This window comes from Novosphingobium hassiacum, assembly GCF_014196055.1.
Lineage (GTDB): Bacteria > Pseudomonadota > Alphaproteobacteria > Sphingomonadales > Sphingomonadaceae > Novosphingobium > Novosphingobium hassiacum.
Map to the genome: position 1 here is coordinate 217,087 of NZ_JACICY010000004.1, position 23,730 is coordinate 240,816.

Consider the following 23,730-nt stretch of genomic DNA (forward strand, 5'->3'; position numbering starts at 1 on the left):
GGGCAGATGCATCACCCACGACAGTAGGAGCGAGGGCAAGCCGTATCATCGGTAACGTTCTCCTTCCCATTGAGGGATAATCACAATGAAATCTTTCCCACGGGCTGCGCTTCTGCGCGGCACTGTCGCTACGTCCGCGCTCGCAATGAGCAGCCTCGGCCTTTTCGCCGTCCCGGCAATGGCGCAATCCACGCCGCAGGTTGCTGAGGAAACTCCTGCACCTGCCGAAGATGCAACCATCGTCGTCACCGGGTCGCTGCTGCGCCGTGCCGATACGGCCACGCCTTCACCTGTCACCGTCATTGGTGCTGAAGACCTGCAGCGTGCCGGCGTCACCAACATGGCAGACGCAATTCGCCAGGCCTCGGCTGACGGCGCCGGTTCGATCGGTATCGGGTTCACCAGCGGCTTCTCGGCGGGCGGCTCTGCAGTTTCGCTGCGCAACCTCGGTGTTTCGTCAACGCTCGTGCTCGTCGATGGCCTACGTTCGGCCAACTTCCCGCTCAGCGACGATGGCCACAACTCCTACGTCGATCTTTCGAGCATCCCGCAGGTCGCCGTCGAGCGCGTTGAAGTCCTGAAGGACGGCGCTTCCTCGACCTACGGTGCCGATGCGATCGGCGGCGTGGTCAACATCATCATGCGCAAGAAGTTCACCGGTCTCGAAGGCGGCGTCGAAGGCGGCGTGTCCGAAAAGGGCGACGGCCAGAAGTACCGTGCGCACCTGCTCGCAGGCTACGGCGACTACGACAGCCAAGGCTGGAACGTTTACATCGGCGGTGAATACGAAAAGGGCGGGAAGGTTACCGCAAGATCGCGCGGCTTCCCCTTCGACACGCTTGACCTCCGCGCCATCGGCGGCAAAGACAACAACCGTGCCGACGATACGCTGACTTCGCCTACCACCGACGCCGTTGTTACCCGCGTCACGCAGACCGATCTCAACAACCCGCTGGCCGGCAGCGTTGCGAATGCGACGACGCCTGCGTTGTTCACGTCGCTGACCCCGCTGAACAGCTGCCTCTACGGCACATTTTCGGAGAATACCGCGTCACGCGTCGGCACCGCCTGCGCCCATAACCTGACCCGCGAATACGTGCAGATCCTGCCCAAGCAGGAGCGCTACGCCGCTATCGGCCGCTTCAGCTTCCGCGTCGGCGACAACATCGAAGGCTACCTCGCAGGCAGCTACTCGCACAACAAGGTCGATATCACCCTGTTGCCGCGCGGCATTCGCCAGAACCAGGCTTTTGGCGGCTCGCCGTCTACGTCCACTTCCAACCCGGGCATTGTTCTTCCCGTCTGGATTTGTCCGTCGGGCGTCAATTGCGCCAATCCTGCAACGCCGGGTCGCACGCTCAACCCGAACAATCCTTATGCTGCCGCTTTTGCCAATAATCCGGCCGCTGGCGCTGCACGCATCTACTACCTGTTCGGCGACGTGAAGTCCGGTTCGGTTCGCACCAACGAACTCTATCGCATCACTGGTGGCCTGCGTGGCACGATCGCCGATGCGTGGAACTGGAACATCGAAGCGGGTTACTCGCGCGATGATCTCAAGCTGGTGCAGACCGGCTTTGCCAACCTCAACGGTCTGGTGAAGGCGATCAACACGGGTTCGTACAACTTCGTCAATCCCAGCCTGAATTCGCAGGCAGTGCGCGATTCGGTGCTTCCGCCGATCACGTCACTGTCGAACTCGGAAGAAGCCACGGTTGACGCCTCGGTTAGCCGCAGCCTGTTCACCCTGCCGGGCGGCGATCTGCAGGTTGCTGTCGGCGGTCAGTACCGCAAGGAAAAGCTGACCAACCGCAGCGCCAACCCGAACCTCGACGTTCCCGGCCTCTCGACCGCGCAGGCCTATGGCAACCGCGACGTCTACGCGGCCTACTTCGAAATCGACGCGCCGATCCTGGATACGCTGGAAGTCAACGCCTCGGGCCGTTACGACCATTACTCCGAAGGCTTCAGCCACTTCTCACCGAAGTTCGGCGCAAAGTTCCAACCGATCAAGGAACTGGCGATCCGCGGCACCTACTCGGAAGGCTTCCGCGCCCCGACCTTCGCCGAGATCGATCCTCGCAGCTCTTTCTCGGGCTTCGTCGGATACACGCCAAATGCTGCGTTCCAGGCTGCCCACCCCAACAACGCCGCGTATTCGACCACGTATTCGGTCGGCCGCGGTTTCGTGGGCAACCCGAACATCCAGCCTGAAACCTCGCGCAGCTTCACGCTGGGTGCAGTGTTCCAGCCGACCAGCAAGATCAGCTTCACTGTCGATTACTTCAACGTGAAGAAGAAGGGCCTCGTCACCGCAGGTCCGCTGGCAGGGGACGCGATCAAGGCGTACTACTCGGTAGCCGGGCAAACCTTTGCATCGGCCGCTGCTGCATCGGCCGCTGGTTGTGCTGCTGTTACTGCCGTTGGCGCAGGCTACTCGTGCAACGTTATTGACGGCGCCGATCCGTTCGCGCTCAACGCGCTGCCTCGTTTGCTGGTTGTCAACGCACCGTACGTGAACTCCGACTATGACCTCACCACCGGTCTGCAATTCGGCGCGAATGCTCGGTTCGACCTTAGTGAAGACGTGCAGTGGCTGAGCCGCCTCGATCTGCAGGCAACGTTGAAGTATGACCGCCACCTCGATAACGGTGACGTGCAACGCTTCACCGGGACTGTCGGTCCCGCAGATCTGTCGTCGGGCGGTGGTACGCCGAAGTGGCGCGGCAACTGGCAGAACACGCTGGTTCTCGGCCAGTTCTCGCTGACTGCCACGACATACTACGTCGGCGCGATGAAGGGTGTTGCCGCAGACCAAGGCAATCTCGACACGTCGTGCGCGGCGACGCTCTACGGCGGTGGTCCTGCGTTCTGCAAGATCAAGCGCTTCATCTATGCCGACGTGAATGCGTCGTTCGAAGTGAATGAGAACTTCAACTTCTTCATGTTCGTCGGCAATGTCACTAAGGCGGGCGCGCCGCTCTATGCGAACACGCTTTACACCACGCAGCCGAACTACCTGGCTTCGTGGCACCTGCCCGGCCTGATCGGCCGCACGTTCCGCGCAGGTGCGAACTTCAAGTTCTGATCTGATCAGAATATTGTACGGAAAGGGCGGCCTTGGTGCCGCCCTTTTTTGTTGTCACCAAGTCCCGGAATTTGGCCGGCGATTATGATTTGCGGAAGTTACAGACCAAGGTCTGGCACGCTCCCACCAAAAAGGGCGGCCCCATGCAGGACCGCCCTTGATCGGGTGGGGTGGGCGGGCGCTAGGTCGCTGCCCACCCCCAACCCCTCCCGCGAGCGGGAGGGGGGAAGTTCGGATTAGAAGCGGAAGCCGACCGAGGCGCGCAGCGAGTGCGTGTCGAGGTACTTGTCGGCCAGACGCAGGTTGGTGCCGCCGCCGTTCAGCAGGAACGGGTTGGTCGCAGGCGCGGTGCCCGCACCGACCGAGACGGTGTACTTGTTGTCGCGATAGCGGCTGTAGAGGTACTCAAGGCCGAGCGAGATGTTGTTGGTCACCATGATCTCGGTGCCGCCGCCTGCCTGGTAGCCCCAGACCATCTTGCCGTCGTTGTTCTCGGTGAAGCTGTTGGCGGTGTTGGTGGTCGAGAAGTCGTGGTTGATCTTGGCGTAGCTGGCACCGCCCGTGGCGTAGAACAGCGCGCCGCCGCCCGGCGTGTAGCCGACGCGGGCACGGGCCGAGATCGCATAGCGCATTTCGCGGTCGATACGGTACGCAGCAGGCGTCGTGCTGAAGGCCGACGAACGCTCCTTCATTTCGTTGTCCGACGCTTCGAGCAGGCCACCGAAGACGATGTTGCCCGCACGCTTGTCGAAGCCGACGCGGACGGCGTAATCGACGCCAGCCTTGTCATTGCGGCAACCGGCTGCACGGTCACGGCCATTGGCACCGCCGTTGCAGAAGCCCGGGCCGAATGCGTTCGCACCGGTCGTGGTGGTGACGTTCTCGCCGTAATTGCCATCGCGGTTGGTATCGAAGCTGATGCGGCTGCCGTTCTCGCCATTCAGCGCGATGCCACCGGCGCCCTGGATGTAGGCACCGTTGAAGTGGTTGTCGCGGTCCCACTCGGCATCCTGCGCGAGCGCGGGAACAGCGATGAGAGCGGCGGACGCGGCGAGAGGCCACGCGAAGCGATTACGGATGCTCATTGATTTTCCTCACTAAGACGCCCCTGAGGGCGGTTTTCATGACAACTTCGCTACTGCGAGATGGTTTCAACCGCTCGTCGCATTTTTGACATTTTTCCAATCCGCTCCGGGAGTCAGAGGTCCGCAGCGGTCTGATTACCCGACGGCGCACGGTTGCTATCGTTGATCTGCGCAGTCATCCGGCGCGGAGCGTCGAAGGCATCCGTGCCCATGTAGCGCTCGAATTCCTCGACGAACCGAGTGGTCAGGCGTTCATCCTCGGCCGGCGCGATAGCCTCGCGCAGTTCGGGAAATCGCTCGCCCTCCTCGACATAGACGTGGTGCACCACTGCGCCGCGAATATGCTCGAGCTTGTCGCGCCATTCCTGGCTCATCGGGTCGATCGTCTCGAGAATACCCAGTTGGATCCGCGTCATCGCGTGTTCCTCAAACGACTGACCCGCGTGCGCTTTCTCATGGTTGTTGGCCATCGCCGGATAGAGCACCGCTTCTTCGGCATTCGCGTGCGCGGTCAGGACCATCGACAGATCACGCAAGGCGGCCTGACGCTCGGCCTTCGACGCGGCATTGAGCGAAAGTTCGAAGCACGCATCGATCCGGCGATGATGCTCGAGCACGTGGGACAGCCAGTCTCCCGGCTTGGCCAGATTGGTCGCGTGCGTTCGCGCTGCCTGACGCTCCTCATCACTTTCGAGCGGAGTGACTGCGGCGACGAGTTTATCGAGGAAAGACATGGCAGGCCTCCTTCACAGAGCGATTTCAATTGCTTGAGCGAAACTCGCTACCCTCGGTTCCTTGCCTAGGCGTTCCGGTCGCCGAACCGTGCCTGGCGTGCCGCAAGGCGCACGTGACGCCGCATCTCGCCAATGCTCCATAACGGGTCTATGGCGCCTGAGATGACGGACCCGACCCCTTTCCCGTTCCCGACAGATGTCGCGGGACTTCGCGTGGCCTTGTTCAGCGGCAACTACAATTACGTGCGCGATGGCGCGAACCAGGCGCTTAATCGGCTGGTCGGCTATCTCCAGCGCCACGGCGCGCAAGTGCGGGTCTATGCGCCGAAGGTCCGCCACCCTGCGTTCCCCTCGATGGGCAAGCTTGTCGGCGTGCCCTCGTTTGCCATCCCCGGTCGCGCAGAGTACCGCTTCCCTCTCGCGCTTTCGCCGCGCGTGCGCCGCGATCTCGACGCATTCGATCCGCACGTTGTCCACGTGTCCTCGCCCGACGTCGTCGGCCATCGCGCCGTGTCCTGGGCACGGCATCGCAAATTGCCGATCCTGGCATCGGTCCACACCCGGTTCGAGACGTACTTCCGTTACTACAACATGGCCTGGGCCGAGCCGGTGATCGAGGCGCTGATGCGGCGCTTCTACCGGCGTTGCGATGCATTGGTCGCGCCGTCGGAATCGATGGCGCAAGTGCTGCGCGACCAGCGCATGAACTACGACATCGACATCTGGTCACGCGGGGTCGACCGCGAGATATTCAACCCGGGCGTTCGCTGCCTCGAATGGCGGCGCGAACACGGCATCGCCGACGACGAGGTCGCGATCGGCTTTCTCGGGCGCCTGGTCATGGAAAAAGGGCTCGACGTCTTTTCGGATTCGATCGATCAGCTGCAGCGGCGCGGGGTCAAGCACAAGGTCATCGTGGTCGGCGAAGGGCCAGCGCGCGACTGGTTCGCCGCGCGCCTGCCGCAAGCGGTGTTCGTCGGCTTTCAGGGGGGAGCAGACCTTGGCCGTGCGGTTGCCAGCATGGACGTGCTGTTCAACCCCTCGGTCACCGAGACCTTCGGCAACGTCACGCTCGAGGCAATGGCTTGCGGTATCCCGGTGGTCGCCGCAGCTGCCACCGGTAGCCAGAGCCTCGTCGACGACAACGTCTCGGGCCGCCTGATTGCGCCCGGAGCCGTCCGCCAGTTCGGCGAGGCGCTCCGCTGTTATGTCGAGGATGCGGAACTACGCGCGCGCCACGGCGCGGCGGGCGAAGAACGCAGCCTCGAATTTTCGTGGGACCGGATCAACCAGGCGGTGGCAGACACATACCTGCGTCTGGTCCGCCTCAAGGCCAACAAGAAAGTGCGCTAGCGCAGGACGCCAGCCGCCTTCATGCGGTTCGAATACCACAGGAAGAACAGCAATGAGGTCCAGATGACTGCGGTCATCCCCATCATGCCGGGGCTTTTCATCGAGTCCGGCATCGACCCGTCAGCGAACTGGTAGATCTGGCTGACGGCGAGCCCGACCAGAGAGACGGCGAAAGCCGCGACCGCATGGCGTGAGCGGAGAAGCAGCAGGATCGATCCCAGCAACGAGCCCCAAACACCGAGCGCCCAGAACGCGCTGAGCCAGGCGGGCATCGCCTGCGTGTAGGCAATCTCGACCTCGCCCATGCCGACCGACTTCATGTAGCCCACCGGATCGAACTTGCTCATCGTATAATCGACGCAGCCGAAGCTGTTCCACAGCAGGCTGATCACGCCCACGGCCCAAAGATGTGCCGGCGCGCGCACCGTGTCGGTTTGCAGGTTCTCCATGGATTTTCTCCCTCTACCCCCGGAGCGCCTTTGCGGCTGCTCCGGGGTGAAGATACCATGGACGACGCACGCATCAAAGCGGCGGGACAACGGTGACTCCAGGAACATCAAAGCCGTTCGATCTTGCGCGCGGCCTCGTCGAGGATGTCGGCGATGGCATGCGCGGCTTCGGGTTCGAACCCTGCGACTGCGCGATTGCGCAGGACTGCGTGAAGGTTGCCCATCGCGCGGCGTACGGGCGGGCTATCGGACCGTTCGCGCTGGTCGCCCACTTCCTTGAGCCGTGCGACGATCGTATCGATCTCGGCCTGCCGCGCGGCAAGCTCGGCACGACCGGCCTCGGTTACGGCGAACGCCTTGCGCGGACCTTCGCCCACTTCCTCGGCAATCAAGCCCTCATCGACCAGCAACGCGAGCGTTGGATAGACGACGCCCGGGCTCGGCGCATATTCGCCGCCTGCCAGATCACCGACCGCGCGGATCAGGTCGTAGCCGTGGCGCGGCTGTTCGGCGACCAGATGCAGCAGCAGCAGGCGCAATTCGCCGCCCGCAAACATGCGCGCTCCGCGTCGGCCGCGTCCACCACCGTCGGGGCCACCCCTGCCGCCGCCATGACCGCGTCCACCGAATGGACCTTCACCAAATGGCCCGCCGAAGCGCCCACCCATCATTGCCATCATCTTGATGGCGCACCGGTCGATACCGGCCTCCTTGTGCCTGCCGGAATGGCGGCCATGTTCGAATCGCATGTCTTTTCCTTTGTTCGCTTCGATGGCTCTAAGATATATCTTGTGTCCATCTTTGCAAGAGCCTGATGCAATTTTTTGCGCGCGCCCCTATCTCCGCTGGCGATGGCCGATCTCTTTGCCCCCTTGCCGCAGGACCGCCCCCCGCCCGAAGCCAGTGCCGAAGCGCCGCTGGCCGACCGGTTGCGCCCGCGCGTGCTGGCCGAGATCATCGGTCAGGATCACCTCACCGACCCCGAAGGCGCGATCGGGCGCATGGTTGCGGCGGGCAAGCTGACCTCAATGATCCTGTGGGGCCCGCCCGGCACCGGCAAGACCAGCATCGCGCGCCTGCTCGCCGAAGCGGTTGGCATGCGCTACGTCGCGCTCAGCGCGGTGTTCTCGGGCGTTGCCGACCTCAAGAAAGCCTTTGCCGAAGCCGACGCGATGGCGCTTGCAGGACGCCGCACCCTCCTGTTCGTGGACGAGATCCACCGCTTCAACCGCGCCCAGCAGGACGGCTTCCTGCCCTTCGTCGAAAACGGCACGGTCACGCTGGTCGGCGCGACGACCGAGAACCCCAGCTTTGCACTCAACGCCGCGCTGCTCAGCCGCGCACAGGTGCTGATCCTGCACCGGCTCGATGCGGACGCGCTCGGCACGCTGCTCTCCCGCGCCGAAGACATCACCGGCCTCCGGCTCCCGCTCACCCCACCCGCGCGCGAGGCTCTGGTGGCTTCGGCCGACGGCGACGGGCGCTTTCTGCTCAACCAGGCCGAGATGCTGTTCGACGTCTCGCTGCCCGCGCCGCTCGATCCCGAAGGCCTCGGCAAGTTCCTGATGCGGCGCGTCGCGGTCTACGACAAGGATCGCGACGGGCACTACAACCTGATCTCGGCGCTGCACAAATCGCTGCGCGGCTCGGACCCCCAGGCCGCACTCTACTATATGGCACGAATGCTGGTGGCAGGTGAGGAACCGCTCTACGTCCTGCGTCGCCTCGTGCGGTTCGCCTCCGAAGACATCGGGCTCGCCGATCCGCAGGCGCTGGTCCAGTGCCTCGCCGCCAAGGACGCCTACGAATTCCTCGGCAGTCCGGAAGGCGAGCTGGCGATCGTTCAGGCCTGCCTTTACCTTGCCACCGCGCCCAAATCGAACGCCGCCTACGTCGCCTTCAAGGCATCATGGAAATCGGCACGCGACACTGGCTCGCTCAGCCCCCCGGCCAACATTCTCAACGCGCCAACCAAGCTCATGAAAGACATCGGCTATGGCGCGGGCTATGCCTACGACCACGACGCCGACGACGGCTTTTCGGGCGCGGACTACTGGCCCGAGGGCATGGACGCGCAGACCTATTACCGCCCGGTCGAACGCGGCTTCGAACGCGAAATCGCCAAGCGCCTCGAATGGTGGGACAAGAAGCGCCGCGAGCGTGGCGGCGGATGAACCCCAATCGGTTCGGCCATTTTGTGGCCATCGACTGGTCGGGCGCAGCGGGCGAACGGCACAAGGGCATCGCAGTTGCCATGGCCACGCGCGGCGATGCGGCACCGCACCTTGTGCGGCCTGCTCACCGCTGGTCGCGTCAGGACGTGCTCGACTGGCTGCTCACCGCCCTGCCCGATGATGCGCTGGTTGGCATGGATCTCGGCATCTCGCTGCCCTTTGCTGACAAGGGTACGTTCTTCCCCGGCTGGCCGGACAGCCCGCCTGACGCGCATGCTCTTTGGGCCTTGGTCGACGAACTCTGCGCCGACGACACGCACCTCTCGGTCGGCGCGTTCGTCGATCACCCGCACGCCAGCGCCCACTTCCGCCGCCACGGCGGGCGCGAAGGCGCGTCGTTCGGCGGCGGCGAAGGGCGCTTCCGCGTGACCGAAGCCGCACAACGCCGGATGGGTTGCCGCCCCTACTCCAACTTCAATCTCGTCGGCGCGGCGCAAGTCGGCAAATCGAGCCTCACCGGCATGCGCCTCCTCAACCGCCTCGACCGACGCATCCCGGTCTGGCCGGTCGACCCCTTGCCCCCGCGCGGCCCGGTCCTGTGCGAGATCTACACGACCATCGCAGCCATGGCGGCAGGCCGCGCGCCGGGCCGTTCCAAGATGCGCGATGCCGCCGCGCTCGATACGGCACTGGCAGCGCTCGGCTCCGCTCCCTCAGGCTTTGGCGGAGTGCTTGACGACCACACCTGCGACGCGCTCGCCACGGCAGCATGGCTGCGCAGAGTGGCTCACGACCCACGCCTGTGGTCCCCGCGCGAACTCACCGCGCAAATTGCGCAAACCGAGGGCTGGACGTTCGGGGCCACTTGAGGCTAGAGGCTCTACCCACGACACAAGGCCGGCTTAGCTCAGTTGGTAGAGCACCTGATTTGTAATCAGGGGGCCAGGGGTTCGAATCCTCTAGCCGGCACCATACTTCTCAAGGACTTAGCGATGTTTTTACCCGCTTCCGGGGAGCGTGTCGAGAGCCACGTAATCGCCACGTAATCAAGATTGATCGAACAACAGCGCACTGGCTCGTAGACCTGGCATACATCACAGCGTTCTCAATGTTGTGAAAAGTGCACCATCCAAGACCTCGCCAAGGTTGGAGTCGGGGGTGCGAATCTCGACGCCCGCTCCAGTTTCATCGGTGAAAAAAGCGATGTAGTGCGACCGATGCCTGTCGACTTGTGCTTAGACCCATTCGCCATTGGCGGATCGTAAGCAGGTTGCATACGCAGGCTTGTCTGGAAGATTGCGGCAGTCAATTTTTGGTGCGCTCGCCGGATGGGATGAGTCCAAAAACGTAAACGCGATCTGCCACTTCTCAATGAGACCCTTTACTCACGTCGCCATCAACATCCGGCCACCGCAGATCGAGGGTATTCTCCGCGCCTTCAACCCCGATTTTCTCTGTGTTGACTTGCAGGCATGAGTTAGGTTTCGTGCGTTCGTGGCTGTCGACAATCTTGAGACACACGGCGTGAGATGCCGGCACGGACTTCGTGTCCGAGCGCCGCCCTGATCGTCGCCCCCCGTTTTTCAGCCCAACTTGTACTGCCAGTGCCCACGTTCCGGGATGGAGATCTGGAGCGGGGACAACCAGGACGAATGTTCGCGCGCAGGTTGGATGTGCGCGCCCGCGTTCGCAATGGTCTGCGATGTACCATCACCATGTTGAAAGCCTTCTCCAAGGCATTGTGGATTCACGTACCGAGAACACGCTCCACGGGGCACTGTCCGCTGCTCGCGAAGCGATGGGGTTTCACCATTTCGCGGTGTCTTATGATTTGCGGACAATCGAGCACGATGCTGCAACAGTTCTGCTTCACGACTATCCTGCCGAGTGGGCGAAAGTTTACGTATCGTTCGACCTGGCGGGCAAAGACCCCGTGCGTCGGGCCTGTGACAAGACGCTGTATGGCTTCGAATGGGGCAATCTTGCGGATCTCATCCCCATGACGCCGGGCGACCGCCAGATGCTTGCGATCGGCCGCGAGGTGGGCGTCGCCGATGGTTACACGACACCTCGACATATACCTGGCGAGGGAAGCGGTTCGTGCTCGTTCGTCGTGAGTGAGAGCACGGCCCTGCCACGCACGATGCTGTTTACCGCAGAAATCCTGGGAGCTGTGGCGCTCGGCGCGGCACGTTCGATCCTGGTTGGCAGGCAGCGTGTCACGAAACCGGTGATCAGCGACCGGCAACGCGAATGCATCTTGTGGTCGGCACGCGGAAAGACCGCCGGGGAAACAGGGACCATTCTGGGCATCAGTGAGGAGACGGTCATCCAGCACCTCAAGCTCGCACGAGAGCGATACGATGTGCATACGCGCCAGTCGCTGGTGCTGTCCGCACTTTTTGACGGGATCATAGGATTTCGGGACATCTTTCGTGGCCGGTGGAGACCGAAATGAGGGCCCGTTTTCACGCCAGACTCCGCCAGAAAACGTCAGAACCCTCCCCAGTTCTTGGTATGCCCCCGCTGCCGGGATAATGATCTGATCAGGCCATCCTTCAACAATCAGGATGGCGACAATGCTGAAAGATCACGCCGAAACTACGCTGAGCGCCCCGCTTGCCGGGTCGATGCGAGCCATGTTTGCTGCCCGCAAGCAGGTTTTCATCGACCGGCTTGGCTGGAACTTGCCCGCTCTTGCCGGTCAGTTCGAACTTGACCAGTTCGACGATGTCCATGCCCATTACCTTATCCTGACTGATGGTGATGGCCGGCACCGCGCATCGGCTCGGCTCCTACGCACCGACCGGCCGCATCTGTTGGGTGATCTTTATGCGGTACTGTGCAGCCAAGGCGTGCCATGCGGTCCGACGATACGGGAAGTGACGCGCTTTTGCCTCGACCCTGCGTTCGGCGCCAGGGAGCGCCGGGTGGCACGAAACGAACTGGTCAGCGCGCTCGCAGACTACGCGACACCGTCGGGCATCACTGCCTACACCGGCATTGCCGGCATACGCTGGTTCGAACAGATTGCGGAGTTTGGGTGGGACTGCCGCGCTTTGGGTCCTGCTCGCAAGATCGGCGACCAGGAACTGGTTGCCCTGCATATCACCATCGACCCTGAAACCATCCCAGCGCTTGCAGCCACCGGGATCTACACCCGGCCAACCCTGACAATTGCTGAAACAGGGAGGCTGGCATGACGACCGAAGTTGCGGGTTGGCTGAGGCAACTCGAGCAAACGGGCTACTGCATCATCCCCCAACTGGTGCCCCAAGCGCAGATCACGGAACTCGCAGACGCCTTGGAAACTGATTTTGGGCAAACGCCGTTCAGCCAGGGACTGTTCTATGGACAACGGACCAAGCGGTTCGGTCGCCTGCTGAGCCGGGCACCGCAATCGGCGGCGCTGGTGCTGCAGCCCGAGATCATCGCACTCGCCCAAGCTGTTCTTGGGCGCGCCTGTGACCGTATCCAGCTGAACGTCGCCCAAGCCATTGAAATCCATCCCGGTGAACCAGCACAATTCCCGCACCGCGACGAAGATATGTGGGCAGGCGTGAAAGGACAGCACGAATACCTGCTAAACGTCATGTGGCCGCTTGATCCGTTCACGCCCGACAATGGTGCGACGTGCATCTATCCCGGCACGCACCGCGTGCAGCAGCAAGCACTGGATGACTTGCCAGAAGCTATGATCGCAACCTGTCTTCCGGGCGATGTCCTGTGCTTCCTAGGCTCGACGGTCCACGGTGCCGGTGCCAATCGCACAAATTCAACGCGGCGCGCCGTCGTGGTCGGGTACAGCCTGGGATGGCTCAAGCCCTACGAGAACCCGTGGCTGGCCTACCCGCCTGCTGTGGCGCGGCATTTCCCGAAGGCGCTGACCGACCTTGTCGGGTACGTCCAGCACCGCCCCAATCTTGGCAACTTCGAGGGGCAATGTCCATCGATCCTGCTCGATGGTTCGCCCGATCTGTACCCGGGAGCGATCGATGCACTGCGGCCAAACCAGGAGGCGATGCTGGCTGCATACGCCGGGCACGGCGAAGCATGAGTCCTTCGCATGTTCTCGAACCGACGTATCAGTCTCTTCGGCAGTTGCTGCTGGAAAACACCTGGCCTCCAGGCACGCGTCTGGAAACCGTGAGGCTGGCGGATCTGCTCCATGTCAGCGCGACGCCTGTCCGCGACAGCCTCAACCGGTTGCTCGGCGAGAGGCTGGTCGATTTCGTGCCAGGTATGGGCTTTCATGTGCCGAGGCTCAGCGAAGCCGGTTTTCGCGAACTGCTGGCTTGCCAGCTGGCGCTGCTGCGGGTCGCGCTGGCTGGCGATATCGGGCCGGAACAACGCGCCCCTGACCCATCGCTGAGCACCGAGCCGCAGATGTGTGAGCATGAGGTGCTGCTCGGGGTCGCTGCCGCATTCGGCGCTAATCGTGAGCTCCATGCAGTACTTTCGCATGTGTCTTTGCGCCTCGAGCCCGCGCGGAGCGCAGAACGTATCCTCTTTTCCGACACCAGCGATGAACTCTCCAAAATCAATGTACTTTTGAGCGCCGGTGACCGTAACGGGCTCGAAGCCCGACTTGCCCTATACCATTATCGCAGAAGCGAAGCCGCAGCCCGGATCATTGCTCGACTCGAGCGCGGCTAAGCTCCCAGAATCGTTGGCGCTTGCCAGCGCGACGTACCTGCGGCATATTCGTCAGTGTAGCCGCACTGCTGGCAAGGCTGCGCGGATCTTCCGCTTCGCATCAAACGAGCCCGTCCGCGCAGGACAGGCGGCACAGCGCCGTGATCTCGCCAGCATCGGTCTTCCGACGCTGGCGCGGTTGTGCCGGCACGGATGCTGCCGTGTCACCGTCAATTCCACGTCGGATGATCGCCGACGAACCGCTTGGGCAGGCCTTTCGTGAGGAGCGATCGAGCCTCATGCACTTCCTGCGCCGCCAGGCAGGACCGGATGCTGCGCCCGATCTCCTGCAGGAGGTGTTCGCGCGTGCGCTGAGAAGTCCGGAGGCAGGACGCCTCGCTAATCCCGGAGCATTCTTGCGGCGGATCGCGGGCAACCTGCTGATCGACCGGGCCCGGCGGGCGAAGGCCGGGGTCGTCATTGTCCCACTGGACGACGCTCGCGATGCGCCGTGCGCGGCCGAACAAGGCCTTGCGCTCGAGGCGGCGCAATTGCTTGCATCTTATGAGAACGCAGTAAGGCAAATGCCCGCAAAGACCAGGCAGGTGTTCCTGATGCAGCGGGTTGACGGCCACACCTATCGCGAGATTCACGAGCGGCTTGGCATCTCGGTAGCAACGGTCGAATATCACATGATGAAAGCGCTCAGTGCTTTGGCAAAAGCCCTCGAAAGCTCTCGATGAGCGAACCTGTAAAAATGCCGGATGACGACGGCCTCATCAGGGACGAGGCGATTGCATGGTTCGTGGTCATGCAAGGACCCGATGCCGTTGCAAAGGCAGGTGCCTTTTCCACCTGGATTGCGCGCAGTCCGGCGCATGCCGCGGCTTACGATGAAATTGCTTCCATCTATTGCGAAGCGTCGGTGCTCCAGCGTTCGAAAACGTATGGGCCGCAACGCGAGGTACGCCGTCACAAGATGCGCCCGGTCGCGGCAATGCTGACAGTGCTTTTGCTCCTGCTTGTGCCTTTCGCAGTGTTCGATTTCGGCGGGCGATCGGGGCCCGAAGCGCGGGTTCAGCAGGCCCTGCTTGTTGGGCCTGCTGGAACTATACGCACAGTCCAGCTGGTTGACGGCTCACGCGTAACGCTCGATGCATCCGCACGCGTTGCCGTAAATATCGAACAAGACGCGCGCAATTTCACCATTGAAGCGGGCCGGGCCCGTTTCGCGTTGGCGCCGGATTCGCGCCCGTTCAAGGTTACGGCAGCGGGTGGTTTGATTACCGGCGTTCAGGCCGAAATCGACTTTGCCGTGGTGGACGCAGATGTGGTCGCGGTGACGTTGTGGAACGGCGAGGCCCGCGCCGCGCCGCGCAAGGCGCGACTGCAGTCGGCATCATTGGTCGTGCCGCTGCGTGCAGGACGACCAGCCTGGTTCCGCGCCGCAGACTTCGCACGACAAAGCCGTCAGACGGCCGATGGCGCAAATGCCGTTCGCGACTGGCCGGACGGGTGGGCCGACTACCGCGCTGTTTGGCTTGGGCACCTCGCCGCTGTGGTGAACAGCTATGGCAACGGCCCCAAGCTGGTCATCGATGATCCGGCTGTGGCCCGGCTGCAGGTCGCCGGGCGCTTCCGGGTGACCGACGCTGTCGCGGTGACCGCCCGGCTTGAGGAAGTCTTCGATCTTTCGGCGACCTATCGGGACGGAAACCTTCATCTTGGCGCAAACAGAAAAATATACCCGCCCCACTAAGGTCGAGCCCATGCCTTGCGTCATCTCCTTCAGGCCCACGAACGCAAAGCCCTTGCGAAGTGGCATGAGGGACTTGAACCATGGCACGAACCCGAATTTGCAGCGCCTTGATGGTCGCGCTCGCCCCGGCACTGATTGGCGCTCCAGCGTGCGCGCGAGAAGAACAGTCTTATAACTTCGATCTGCCATCCCAGGAACTGGGCGAGTCACTGCGCGCAGTTGCCGCGCAGTCAGGCTGGCAGCTTTATGCACCTGCCGATGCGGTCAAAGCCAGGCGCGCGCCAGCGCTGCGCGGCAGGCTGAGCGTTCAAGATGCCGTAAATCAGCTTCTGGCCGGGACCGGGCTGACGGCGCGCTTTGCCGATCGTACGGTCATCGTCCGGACTGGCGATAGTGCCGATAGTGCCGACAGCGCGGTCTCGAATGATCCGGCGATCGTTGTGACTGGCAGCAGAATTCCGGGAGCCGTCGTGGCGTCGGTGGTCACGCGGGTCGATCGCGAGGCTATCAAGGCTGCGGGCCAGACCGATCTGGGCGAAGCCGTGCGCGCCCTACCGCAGAACTTTTCCGGCGGCCAGAACCCCGGCGTTGGCACGGGCGCGGGGCAAATCAACACGAACGTCAACTCGGCAAGCAACGTCAATCTGCGCGGGCTTGGGCCTGACGCCACGCTGACCCTGCTGAACGGCCACCGCCTGCCTTACGATTCAGCATTCGGCGGCGTCGATATCTCGGCCATTCCCGTGGCTGCGCTCGACCGTATCGAAGTCGTCGCGGACGGTGCATCGGCGATTTACGGCTCCGATGCGGTGGCGGGTGTGGTCAATGTGATCCTTCGGCGCGATTACGACGGGGTCGCAACATCGGCCCAGTTCGGAGCCAGTACCGATGGCGGAAACGTCAGGGGGCAGTTCGATCTGGTTGCTGGCACGCGTTGGTCCCATGGTGGTTTGATCGCCGCCTATGACTTCGCGCGCAATTCGGCGATCGCAGCAAAGGACCGCGACTACACCAGCCCGCTCGATGGGGCCAATTCGCTCTATCCCGAACAGCGCCGACATGCCCTGACGCTCGCGGGGCATCATGAACTGGCACCCGGGATCAGCTTAAGTTTCGATGCGCTCTATGCCAATCGCCATTCGATCACGACGGGCGGAACAGCGGCTGCGCGCTATGTCTTCGCTCCGGACGCGGAGACATACAGCATTTCTCCAGAACTTAGCGTAGCGCTGGGATCCGACTGGACGATGCGGGTGCTGGGCACCTGGGGCCGCGACCGCACGCATTACGATACCCGCTTCAGTCCTGCAGGCAGCATAGAAACCCGCACGACGGGCTGCTATTGCAACTCTGCCTGGTCGGCAGAAGTCAATGCCGAGGGGCCGTTGTTCGCATTGGGCGGCGGCGACGCCCGCATGGCGATGGGTGCCGGTTACCGCAACAACGGCATGGCGTTCTCGCGCGTCATCGGCGCTGCAGCCCCTGATGCGTTCGATGTCGCGCAGGGCAGCACGTACGGCTTTGCGGAGATCAACCTGCCGTTTGTGACCGCCGCCAACGCCATCTCCGGGGTGCGGCGGCTCAGCGTGACGGCGGCGGCGCGCTATGAGTCCTATCCCGGCATCGCCAAGCTTGCGACGCCCCGGATCGGCATCGTCTATGCTCCTTTGGAGGACATCACCCTCAAGGCGTCCTGGGCGCGCTCATTCAAGGCCCCCACGCTCTTCCAGCAATATGTCGGGCATCAGGCCTATTTGCTTCCCGGTGCTTCGGTCGGTGCCACTGGCACGGTGCTTTATACCAGTGGCGGTAATCCCGGACTCAAGCCTGAGCGGGCACGCAGTTGGCAAGCCGGCGCTGTGTTCGAGCCGGGTGCGGTGCCGGGCCTGCGCGTGGAGGCGAGCTACTTCGACGTTCGTTACACCGACCGGGTCGTGCAACCGATCGCCGGATCGATAGCCGCAGCGTTCAACAACCCCGGATTTGCGACATTGATCGGGTTCGATCCTGCGGCAGGAACGCTTGCCGGGATTATCGCAGGCGCACAGTTCGGTCTCCAGAATTTCTCAGGCCAAGCCTATTCCCCTGACGCGGTGACGGCCTTGGTCGACAACCGCTACACCAATGTCGCCGCGCAGAAGATCCGTGGCGTCGATGTGCGGGCACGTTGGCAGACAGCTCTATCCGCTGACCGCAACCTCGCGCTCGAAGTCGCGGGCAGCTGGCTCGACAGCAAGCAGCAGCTGACCGCAGCGCTGCCGCAGACGCTGCTGTCAGGCCAGGTCTTCAACCCGCCGCGCATGCGGGCGCGGTCGGGCGTAACGTACCAGTCACCGCGGTTTGCCGGGTCGATGTTCACCAACTACACCGGGGCGCTGCGCGATGCCCGCTTTGCTCAGGCCGCGCGTTTGCGGCCCCAGGTGACGTTCGATCTGGCGCTGCGCTATGATCTGATCGCAAAGGCGACGCCGGATGCAGAGCCGCCCCTTGCCCTGTCGCTCACCGTCAACAATCTGGGAAATGCCCGTCCCGGCAGGATCGCGGTAACCGGGCCGACGGACACGCCGTTCGACTCGACCAACTATTCGGCGATCGGGCGGTTTATCGCGATCGGCGTGGCGAGGCGCTGGTGAGCCTGATAGCCTTCGCGCTCGCTGCGCAAGCCGTGCTGCCGGTGGCGCTGCCAGAGCCAGCGGCAGAGAACATTTGTGATGCGAGTGCTGAAAGGAGCACGCCCGAGCTAGGCGGAAGCCGTCTGATAACCGCCCGGGATCTGGCGACCTTGACCGATATCGGGCGATCGGACCCCTACGATTCGCCCAGCCCGTTCGGTGTTTCGCCCGATGGACAGAAAATCGCATTCGTCACGCGCCGGGCCGATCCTGATCGCAACGGCTTTTGCCAGCGACTGATGGTCATGCCGCTTGACGGAAAGGCCTCCCCACGCGAACGCGACAGCGGCGGCAGCTTTGTGCGGGCAACTTTCGTCTTGCGCAATTTTCCGGCGGTGGCGGCAGGCTTTGGCAAAGTGATCACGCCGAAGTGGTCACCTGATGGCCAGTGGATCGCGTTTCTCAAGCGTGTGGAGACGGCAACGCAGGCGTGGATCGTGGCAAGCCGCAGCACAGCTCCAGCCCGGCAGGTTTCGGCGCTGGCCGATGATGTGGAGGATCTTGCCTGGAGCCCGGACGGAGCCAGCCTGATTGTCGCGACGCGGCCCGAATTGCGCCTGCAGATGGCGGCCATCGCTGCCGAGGGCCGTCAGGGCTACTTGTTCGATGATCGCTTTGCCCCGCAATTTGCCGATCATCCGCTGCCGACAGCGCCAGCGCCGCTGCGCTATACGCAAATCGACCTGGCCACCGGCGCCACGCGTGAGGCGACCGCTGCGGACCAGACAGTGCTGGTTACGCCAGATCCCGCAGCACAGCCGGAAGGCGCACGGCTCTATACGCCAGGTACAGGGCGAACAGCAGCGTGGCTCGAAAGCAAAGCGCCCGGCCGTCTGATTGCTCCAACCCGCATCGTGCTGCGACGGCCTGATAGGCGGATTCTGCGCTGCGCGATGCCCACCTGCGAAGGTGCACAACACTTGTGGTGGCGTGAGGATGGCCGCGTGCTCTACATCCTGCAGCGCACGGGCTGGGGCAATAGCCAGACTGCGCTGTTGCGCTGGCCGATCGCAGCTGCCCAGCCAAAGCGTGTGTTCGTGACCGATGATGCGCTCGTCGGCTGCAAGCTGGTCAGCCGCCAGCTCGTTTGTGCGCGAGAAAGTGCAAGGCACCCGCGCGTGCTTGCCGCGATCGATGCCGACACGGGCAAGAGCCGGATTATCCATGATCCCAACCCGCAGTGGGCGCAAATGCGGGTCGGGGCGGTGCGACGTTTTAAGTTTCGCAATGCCTATGGGGTGGAATGCTACGCCGACCTGGTGCTGCCGCCGTTTCACAAGCCGGGCGAGCAGCATCCGCTGGTCGTGGTGCAATATGTCAGTGATGGCTTCCTGCGGGGCGGGACCGGAGACGAAGTGCCGATACAGGCTCTGACCGCCCGTGGATTTGCCGTGCTGAGCTTTGCCAGGCCCGATCTTGTCGAGAGCGTCGCGCAGGCTCGTGCCGAGCTGGACCTGCTCCAGAAAAACCGGGATAACTGGCTCGATCGGCGCAGCGTGCAATCTGCGCTCGAGCAGGCGATTGCGCTGGCGGTCGGGACCGGTGCGGTCGATCGTGCGCGGATGGGCATCAGCGGTTTCAGCGATGGCACATCGACAACGCAATGGGCGCTGCTCAACAGTGCATTGTTCAAGGTCGCGGCGATGGGGGCATGCTGCGAGGACATGGTCGCCTATCCGTTGATGGGCGGTCCGGCGTTTGAGGACTTCGGGCGCAAGTTCGGCTACCGCTTCTTCGAGCCTGACGCGGCACAATTCTGGAAGCAGATGTCGCTCGCGGCCAATGCGGCCAGCGTCAATGCGCCGTTGCTGATCCAGACCGGCGACAGTGAATACGAAATCGGCCTCGATGTTGTTGCTGCGTTCCGCCGACTGGGCAAACCGATCGAACTGCGGGTTTTTCCGGGCGAACCGCACTTCAAATGGCAACCGGTGCACCGGCTTGCGATGTACGAGCGTAATCTGGACTGGTTTTCCTACTGGCTGATGCACAAGATGGATTGTTCGCCTGCCAAGGCTGCCCAGTACGCGCGCTGGCAGATCATGGCAGGCGCTCCGCCACGATCCCAGCTGGCATGCCTGTCCGACCAGGTTTCAGCCCCATGATCGTGCCCAGGCCTCGGCCTCGACGAGATCGAGCAACCGGTAGACGATAGGATCCTCGGCATGGGGGTCTGCTGCCAGCGCCGTTTCGGTCGCGACCCGGTCAATCACGCCATTGGCAGCAAGCTGCCCATCGAGCAGAATAGTGCGGATGACCGATCTATCGCGCGCAAATACCTCACGCATCACGCTGTCGGGGCCAGCCTTGGACGTTCGACGCGCCAATGACACCGGAAGTTCCGGCGCAAAGGCCTTGCGGGAAGGAGCACGGTTGATGCCGCCGCTGCACCAGAGCCAGGTGGGGATGGACAAGCACAATTCCAGCATGGGCTGGCTGAGCAAGGGCGAGAAGCGCAACGGATCATCGATACCGTGCACGAAGTTCTGGGTCCGTTGGAGCAAGCGCAAGTGATCGCGCTTGCCCGGCTGCTGGCCTGTGGCAACATCGAACCAGGGGGTCAGGGCCGCGTCATCGTGCAGCGGAAACGCCGTATCCAACAGCCGAAAGTCGCTAGGCCAAGGCGCTGCTGCTTCACCGCGTTTCCAGCGGCGCGCAACGGCCCGCGCCATCGTCCCCGCATCGGCGCCGGTCAATTGGCACATGTCGAGGAAAGTGGCCCACGTCCGTGATGAAAGCCCATCATGTTTGAGGCGATCGAGCACCGGTGCCGCCGAATGCACAAAGCAGAACAGGTTGTCGCCACCGTTGCCGTCGAAGGCCCACGATGCACCGCCTGTCTCGCAGGTCCGGGCGAGGTGGTGACGGACTTCCTGCATGAACGCCTTGCCGCTCGGTCGGGTCATTGTCGCAGAGACCGGGCCAGCAAGATCAATGCGTCCGACATCATAGGTGCACGCCGTCATCGGCACCGCCAGCTTCTCGGCTAGCAATTGTACCCAGGCGCGCTCGTCGCCACTGGGGTCTGCGGTGGCAAGGGTCACGCATTCAAACGACTGGCCATTGACCGATAGTGCTGCAGCGATAATTGAGGAATCGACCCCGCCCGATGCCGCGACCACGACATGGCCCGCCAAGGCCGCCCACGCACCGGTGACATCGCAGGCGGTTTCGCGCAATTGCGCCACCGCCTCGCTGAACGACGTGATCCCCGCGTCGCGGACAAAGTCCGCAGGATCCCAGATCAGGCGCGACACTTCAGGATCGGAGGCTGATGTCAGCGTACCTGGTTCGACCTCCGCGATGTCCACCAGACAGGTTTTCCGCTGACGCAATTCAGGGCGGCGCAGATGGGTGCCGATCTGCTTCCAGCAGACTTGTGGGGACTTGCCCGTCACGGCTTCGAACAATCGGGGATCGGTCCCGAAGACTGTCCGATCCTCGCCGGTCATGCGGTAGAGCGGGAGCAGGCCCGACGGATCGCGCAGCACGGACCAGTCTCCCGTCTCCGGATCACGCAGGATGGCGACATAGGCACCCCAACCTTCGCGCACGAGCCAGCGCGCAATGTCTTCAGCGGGCATCGCACTCTTGGGCAGGGCAATCCGGTCCATCGCGCGCTGACCCTTGCCCGCAAAGTAGATGCCGATCAGAAGGCCTCGGTCGCCCAGCGTCAAAATATGGCTTTCACTGGCCACCCAGAGCGATGGCGCTCTCTCACCCAGCTGCGTCCGGTCGTCGACCCGGGAGATTATCGCACCTACGGCCCGATCCTTGGTCAGCGGCAGCGAGAATATGGCCTGGACCGGAATCATACGACGAGGATCGGCGTGTAGCGCGCGACCTCCTCGACGGTTTCGTTGAGCACGAGATCATCGGCCTGAACCCAGCAATGCGCTGCAAACGGCGCGAGTTTGACACCGAAGACGACGTGCGTTCGGCATCCGCGCCGCGCCAGTTGATCAGCCAGGGCTAGCGAACGGGAAAGGCAGCGATCTGCCGCGCTGCGTAAGTAACAGGCGAACGCAAATCCGCGTACCACGCGGCCTGCCCGGTTGTCTGGTGCCGGTATGCACGCCGGGAGCGACGAGAGTTTATTGGCCAGAAGGCGCAGCTGCAACGCCAGCGGACCCGTTTTCAACGCGCGTTCGAAGCGTCGCTGGGCAACCAGTGCGAGGGACGTTTCCGCTATGGGAAAACCCGCGCCCGGATCATCGGCAAAAGCACGTGAGGGCATGGCCCACTGGCATGGTTCCAGCTGGCCATCGATTGTCGTGGTACCAGCCAGTTGCGACAGCCAGTTCGCACTAAGGTCAGCACTCGAAACCGTGCCCTGCGCCAGAAGCGCGAGGAAATCCGCATTCTGTTGCGGCGTGAGGCGGAAGTATCGATCCGTGCTGATGTCGAGAAAGACTGCCTCGCCTGCGATCAGGCAAAAGTTCAAGCCTTCGCGCAGTGGTGCGGCCATGACATCCCCCAGCTATTCCGCAAGCGTGCGCCCGCTGCTGCGGACGCACGCCCGGTTGTGGTTCAATCTTCGACGATGCCGAGCCCGAAGCGCAGCTGGCCGCCGTTGACATCGAGCTCGATGATCGCCTGGCCGCGGGTGACCTGCGATGCCTCGCCCAGTTCGATCACGGGTTGTTCCACATGTTCGTCCTTGTTCATGGCCGTCTCCTTCCGTTTGAGTTGCGACTCATCTTGGTCGCACGGACAGAATGACAGGGCGCCCGGTCGCATCCATTTTATAATGGGAATATTTTCAGAGGCTTAAGGAGAGTTGACCGGGCATGGAGCCGCGCGGTTGGAGCGTGGACCGATGCCTTTAGCGGGGGGCCTGGACATGCGCATCGATAGCCCGGTCGCGCCCGCCCATATGCACGACGAACAGGGGTGACAGTCAGATTGCGGTAAGATGCCGGTTTCCGTCGATCACAGGATTTACCCCCTGCGCTGTTCAAAAGGCTGGGCGTGGCCGGTCATTTGCTGCTAGAATCCGCCTGTCATGCGCACCGATCTCGACCATCTGCCAGCGAACAAGCAGCGTGAACTTGCTCGCGTGTTGCAACTCGTCTTCGAAGAATTCGACGATGCGCTCGCTCTAGCCGCGCAGGACTGGAAGAAGGCCGGGCGGATCCTTAAGGTGATCCTCTACGGCTCTTATGCACGCGGTGGCTGGATCGACGAGCCCCATACCGCCAAGGGTTACAAGTCGGATTACGACCTGCTGATCCTCGTCAATGACCAACGCCTGACTGACCGGGTCAAATACTGGACCCGCCTCGATGACCGGCTGATGCGCGAATATGGCATCACAGGATCGCTCAAGACCCCGGTCAATTTCATTGTCCACACCCTGGGTGAGGTGAACGACGGGCTGGCGCACGGTCGCTACTTCTTCATCGATGTAGCCCGGGACGGGATCGCGCTTTATGAAGCCGACGACACTGAACTCCATGAGCCGAAACCCAAGACGCCAAAACAGGCGCTGGCCATGGCGAGAGAGTATTTTGAAGAGTGGTTTCCTACCGCTTTGCAGCGGTACGTACTTGCCAAAGTTGCCTTGGAAAAAGAGTTTTTTAGACCTGCAGCTTTTGATCTGCATCAGTCAGCAGAATTCCTGTATCATTGTGTTTTGTTGGTCTGCAGTTTCTACAGCCCGTTATGCCGCGCGCGGCATAATGGGCTTTATGCCGACCGGCGGACTATGCCGAGGGCGAGGATTTTTGGGCGAAGTGCCAGCGCGTTAGGAAGACTCGGCGCGGCATAGTTTCCTGCTCC

Annotated in this window: 20 protein-coding genes and 1 tRNA gene; 14 read left to right on the top strand and 7 right to left on the bottom strand. The window is 62.8% G+C overall.

Going from position 1 to position 23,730, the window contains the following annotated elements; all coding sequences use genetic code 11:
- The first annotated feature begins 85 nt into the window (after positions 1–85).
- Positions 86–3,088 (top strand): TonB-dependent receptor plug domain-containing protein, encoded by a 3,003-nt coding sequence (locus GGQ88_RS10480; RefSeq protein WP_183613109.1) that lies wholly within the window; start codon positions 86–88, stop codon positions 3,086–3,088.
- A 236-nt stretch (positions 3,089–3,324) separates the two neighbouring features.
- Here GGQ88_RS10480 and GGQ88_RS10485 read toward each other — a convergent pair whose 3' ends face one another.
- Together GGQ88_RS10485 and GGQ88_RS10490 are read right to left on the bottom strand one after the other, a co-directional pair.
- A complete protein-coding gene (locus GGQ88_RS10485) occupies positions 3,325–4,173 on the bottom strand; it encodes an outer membrane protein (RefSeq protein ID WP_183613110.1) in 849 nt (282 codons plus the stop codon).
- Positions 4,174–4,286: 113 nt separating this feature from the next.
- A complete protein-coding gene (locus tag GGQ88_RS10490; protein WP_183613111.1) occupies positions 4,287–4,907 on the bottom strand; it encodes a hemerythrin domain-containing protein in 621 nt (206 codons plus the stop codon).
- 162 nt (positions 4,908–5,069) lie between these two features.
- Here GGQ88_RS10490 and GGQ88_RS10495 point away from each other — a divergent pair, with 162 nt between their 5' ends.
- A complete protein-coding gene (locus GGQ88_RS10495) occupies positions 5,070–6,260 on the top strand; it encodes a glycosyltransferase family 4 protein (protein ID WP_183613112.1) in 1,191 nt (396 codons plus the stop codon).
- Here GGQ88_RS10495 and GGQ88_RS10500 read toward each other — a convergent pair.
- The gene (locus GGQ88_RS10500; RefSeq protein WP_183613113.1) at positions 6,257–6,709 is read right to left on the bottom strand and encodes a hypothetical protein; all 453 of its coding nucleotides are present in this window, start codon (positions 6,707–6,709) and stop codon (positions 6,257–6,259) included. The genes GGQ88_RS10495 and GGQ88_RS10500 overlap by 4 nt on opposite strands.
- A 107-nt stretch (positions 6,710–6,816) precedes the next feature.
- Positions 6,817–7,458, bottom strand: a complete 642-nt coding sequence (locus tag GGQ88_RS10505; RefSeq protein WP_183613114.1) for a PadR family transcriptional regulator — start codon at positions 7,456–7,458, stop codon at positions 6,817–6,819.
- Positions 7,459–7,560: 102 nt separating this feature from the next.
- Here GGQ88_RS10505 and GGQ88_RS10510 point away from each other — a divergent pair, with 102 nt between their 5' ends.
- From GGQ88_RS10510 to GGQ88_RS10560, 11 genes are all read left to right on the top strand, one after another.
- The gene (locus GGQ88_RS10510) at positions 7,561–8,883 is read left to right on the top strand and encodes a replication-associated recombination protein A (RefSeq protein ID WP_183613115.1); all 1,323 of its coding nucleotides are present in this window, start codon (positions 7,561–7,563) and stop codon (positions 8,881–8,883) included.
- Positions 8,880–9,752, top strand: a complete 873-nt coding sequence (locus GGQ88_RS10515) for a hypothetical protein (protein ID WP_183613116.1) — start codon at positions 8,880–8,882, stop codon at positions 9,750–9,752. The genes GGQ88_RS10510 and GGQ88_RS10515 overlap by 4 nt, the downstream gene beginning before the upstream one ends.
- 27 nt (positions 9,753–9,779) lie before the next feature.
- Positions 9,780–9,855, top strand: a tRNA-Thr gene (locus tag GGQ88_RS10520).
- 730 nt (positions 9,856–10,585) lie between these two features.
- The gene (locus GGQ88_RS10525; protein ID WP_183613117.1) at positions 10,586–11,341 is read left to right on the top strand and encodes a LuxR family transcriptional regulator; all 756 of its coding nucleotides are present in this window, start codon (positions 10,586–10,588) and stop codon (positions 11,339–11,341) included.
- Positions 11,342–11,462: 121 nt separating this feature from the next.
- A complete protein-coding gene (locus GGQ88_RS10530; RefSeq protein ID WP_183613118.1) occupies positions 11,463–12,086 on the top strand; it encodes an acyl-homoserine-lactone synthase in 624 nt (207 codons plus the stop codon).
- The gene (locus tag GGQ88_RS10535; RefSeq protein WP_183613119.1) at positions 12,083–12,940 is read left to right on the top strand and encodes a phytanoyl-CoA dioxygenase family protein; all 858 of its coding nucleotides are present in this window, start codon (positions 12,083–12,085) and stop codon (positions 12,938–12,940) included. The genes GGQ88_RS10530 and GGQ88_RS10535 overlap by 4 nt, the downstream gene beginning before the upstream one ends.
- Complete coding sequence (locus GGQ88_RS10540; protein ID WP_183613120.1) at positions 12,937–13,539, top strand: GntR family transcriptional regulator; 603 nt, start codon at positions 12,937–12,939, stop codon at positions 13,537–13,539. The genes GGQ88_RS10535 and GGQ88_RS10540 overlap by 4 nt, the downstream gene beginning before the upstream one ends.
- A 200-nt stretch (positions 13,540–13,739) precedes the next feature.
- Entirely contained in the window at positions 13,740–14,261 is a 522-nt protein-coding gene (locus GGQ88_RS10545; protein ID WP_343057170.1) for an RNA polymerase sigma factor, read from the top strand.
- Positions 14,258–15,277: a FecR family protein gene (locus tag GGQ88_RS10550; RefSeq protein ID WP_183613122.1), complete on the top strand. Its 1,020-nt coding sequence runs from the start codon at positions 14,258–14,260 to the stop codon at positions 15,275–15,277. Before GGQ88_RS10545 ends, GGQ88_RS10550 begins: the two co-directional genes overlap by 4 nt.
- 110 nt (positions 15,278–15,387) lie before the next feature.
- Positions 15,388–17,910 (top strand): TonB-dependent receptor, encoded by a 2,523-nt coding sequence (locus tag GGQ88_RS10555; RefSeq protein WP_183613123.1) that lies wholly within the window; start codon positions 15,388–15,390, stop codon positions 17,908–17,910.
- Complete coding sequence (locus tag GGQ88_RS10560) at positions 17,907–20,054, top strand: Atxe2 family lasso peptide isopeptidase (protein WP_183613124.1); 2,148 nt, start codon at positions 17,907–17,909, stop codon at positions 20,052–20,054. The genes GGQ88_RS10555 and GGQ88_RS10560 overlap by 4 nt, the downstream gene beginning before the upstream one ends.
- Here the strand turns inward: GGQ88_RS10560 and GGQ88_RS10565 are convergent.
- The 3 genes from GGQ88_RS10565 to GGQ88_RS10575 form a co-directional block, all read right to left on the bottom strand.
- On the bottom strand, positions 20,043–21,764 hold the full coding sequence (locus GGQ88_RS10565) for an asparagine synthase-related protein (protein ID WP_183613125.1): 1,722 nt from the start codon (positions 21,762–21,764) through the stop codon (positions 20,043–20,045). The genes GGQ88_RS10560 and GGQ88_RS10565 overlap by 12 nt on opposite strands.
- A complete protein-coding gene (locus tag GGQ88_RS10570; RefSeq protein WP_183613126.1) occupies positions 21,761–22,417 on the bottom strand; it encodes a lasso peptide biosynthesis B2 protein in 657 nt (218 codons plus the stop codon). The genes GGQ88_RS10565 and GGQ88_RS10570 overlap by 4 nt, the downstream gene beginning before the upstream one ends.
- A gap of 62 nt (positions 22,418–22,479) precedes the next feature.
- Positions 22,480–22,617, bottom strand: coding sequence for a benenodin family lasso peptide (locus GGQ88_RS10575; RefSeq protein ID WP_183613127.1), 138 nt, complete (start codon positions 22,615–22,617; stop codon positions 22,480–22,482).
- 337 nt (positions 22,618–22,954) lie between these two features.
- Between GGQ88_RS10575 and GGQ88_RS10580 the strand changes: the two genes are divergently transcribed.
- Positions 22,955–23,719 carry a nucleotidyltransferase gene (locus GGQ88_RS10580; RefSeq protein WP_246385827.1) on the top strand — a complete coding sequence of 255 codons (765 nt, stop codon included), beginning with the start codon at positions 22,955–22,957 and terminating at the stop codon, positions 23,717–23,719.
- Positions 23,720–23,730 lie beyond the last annotated feature (11 nt).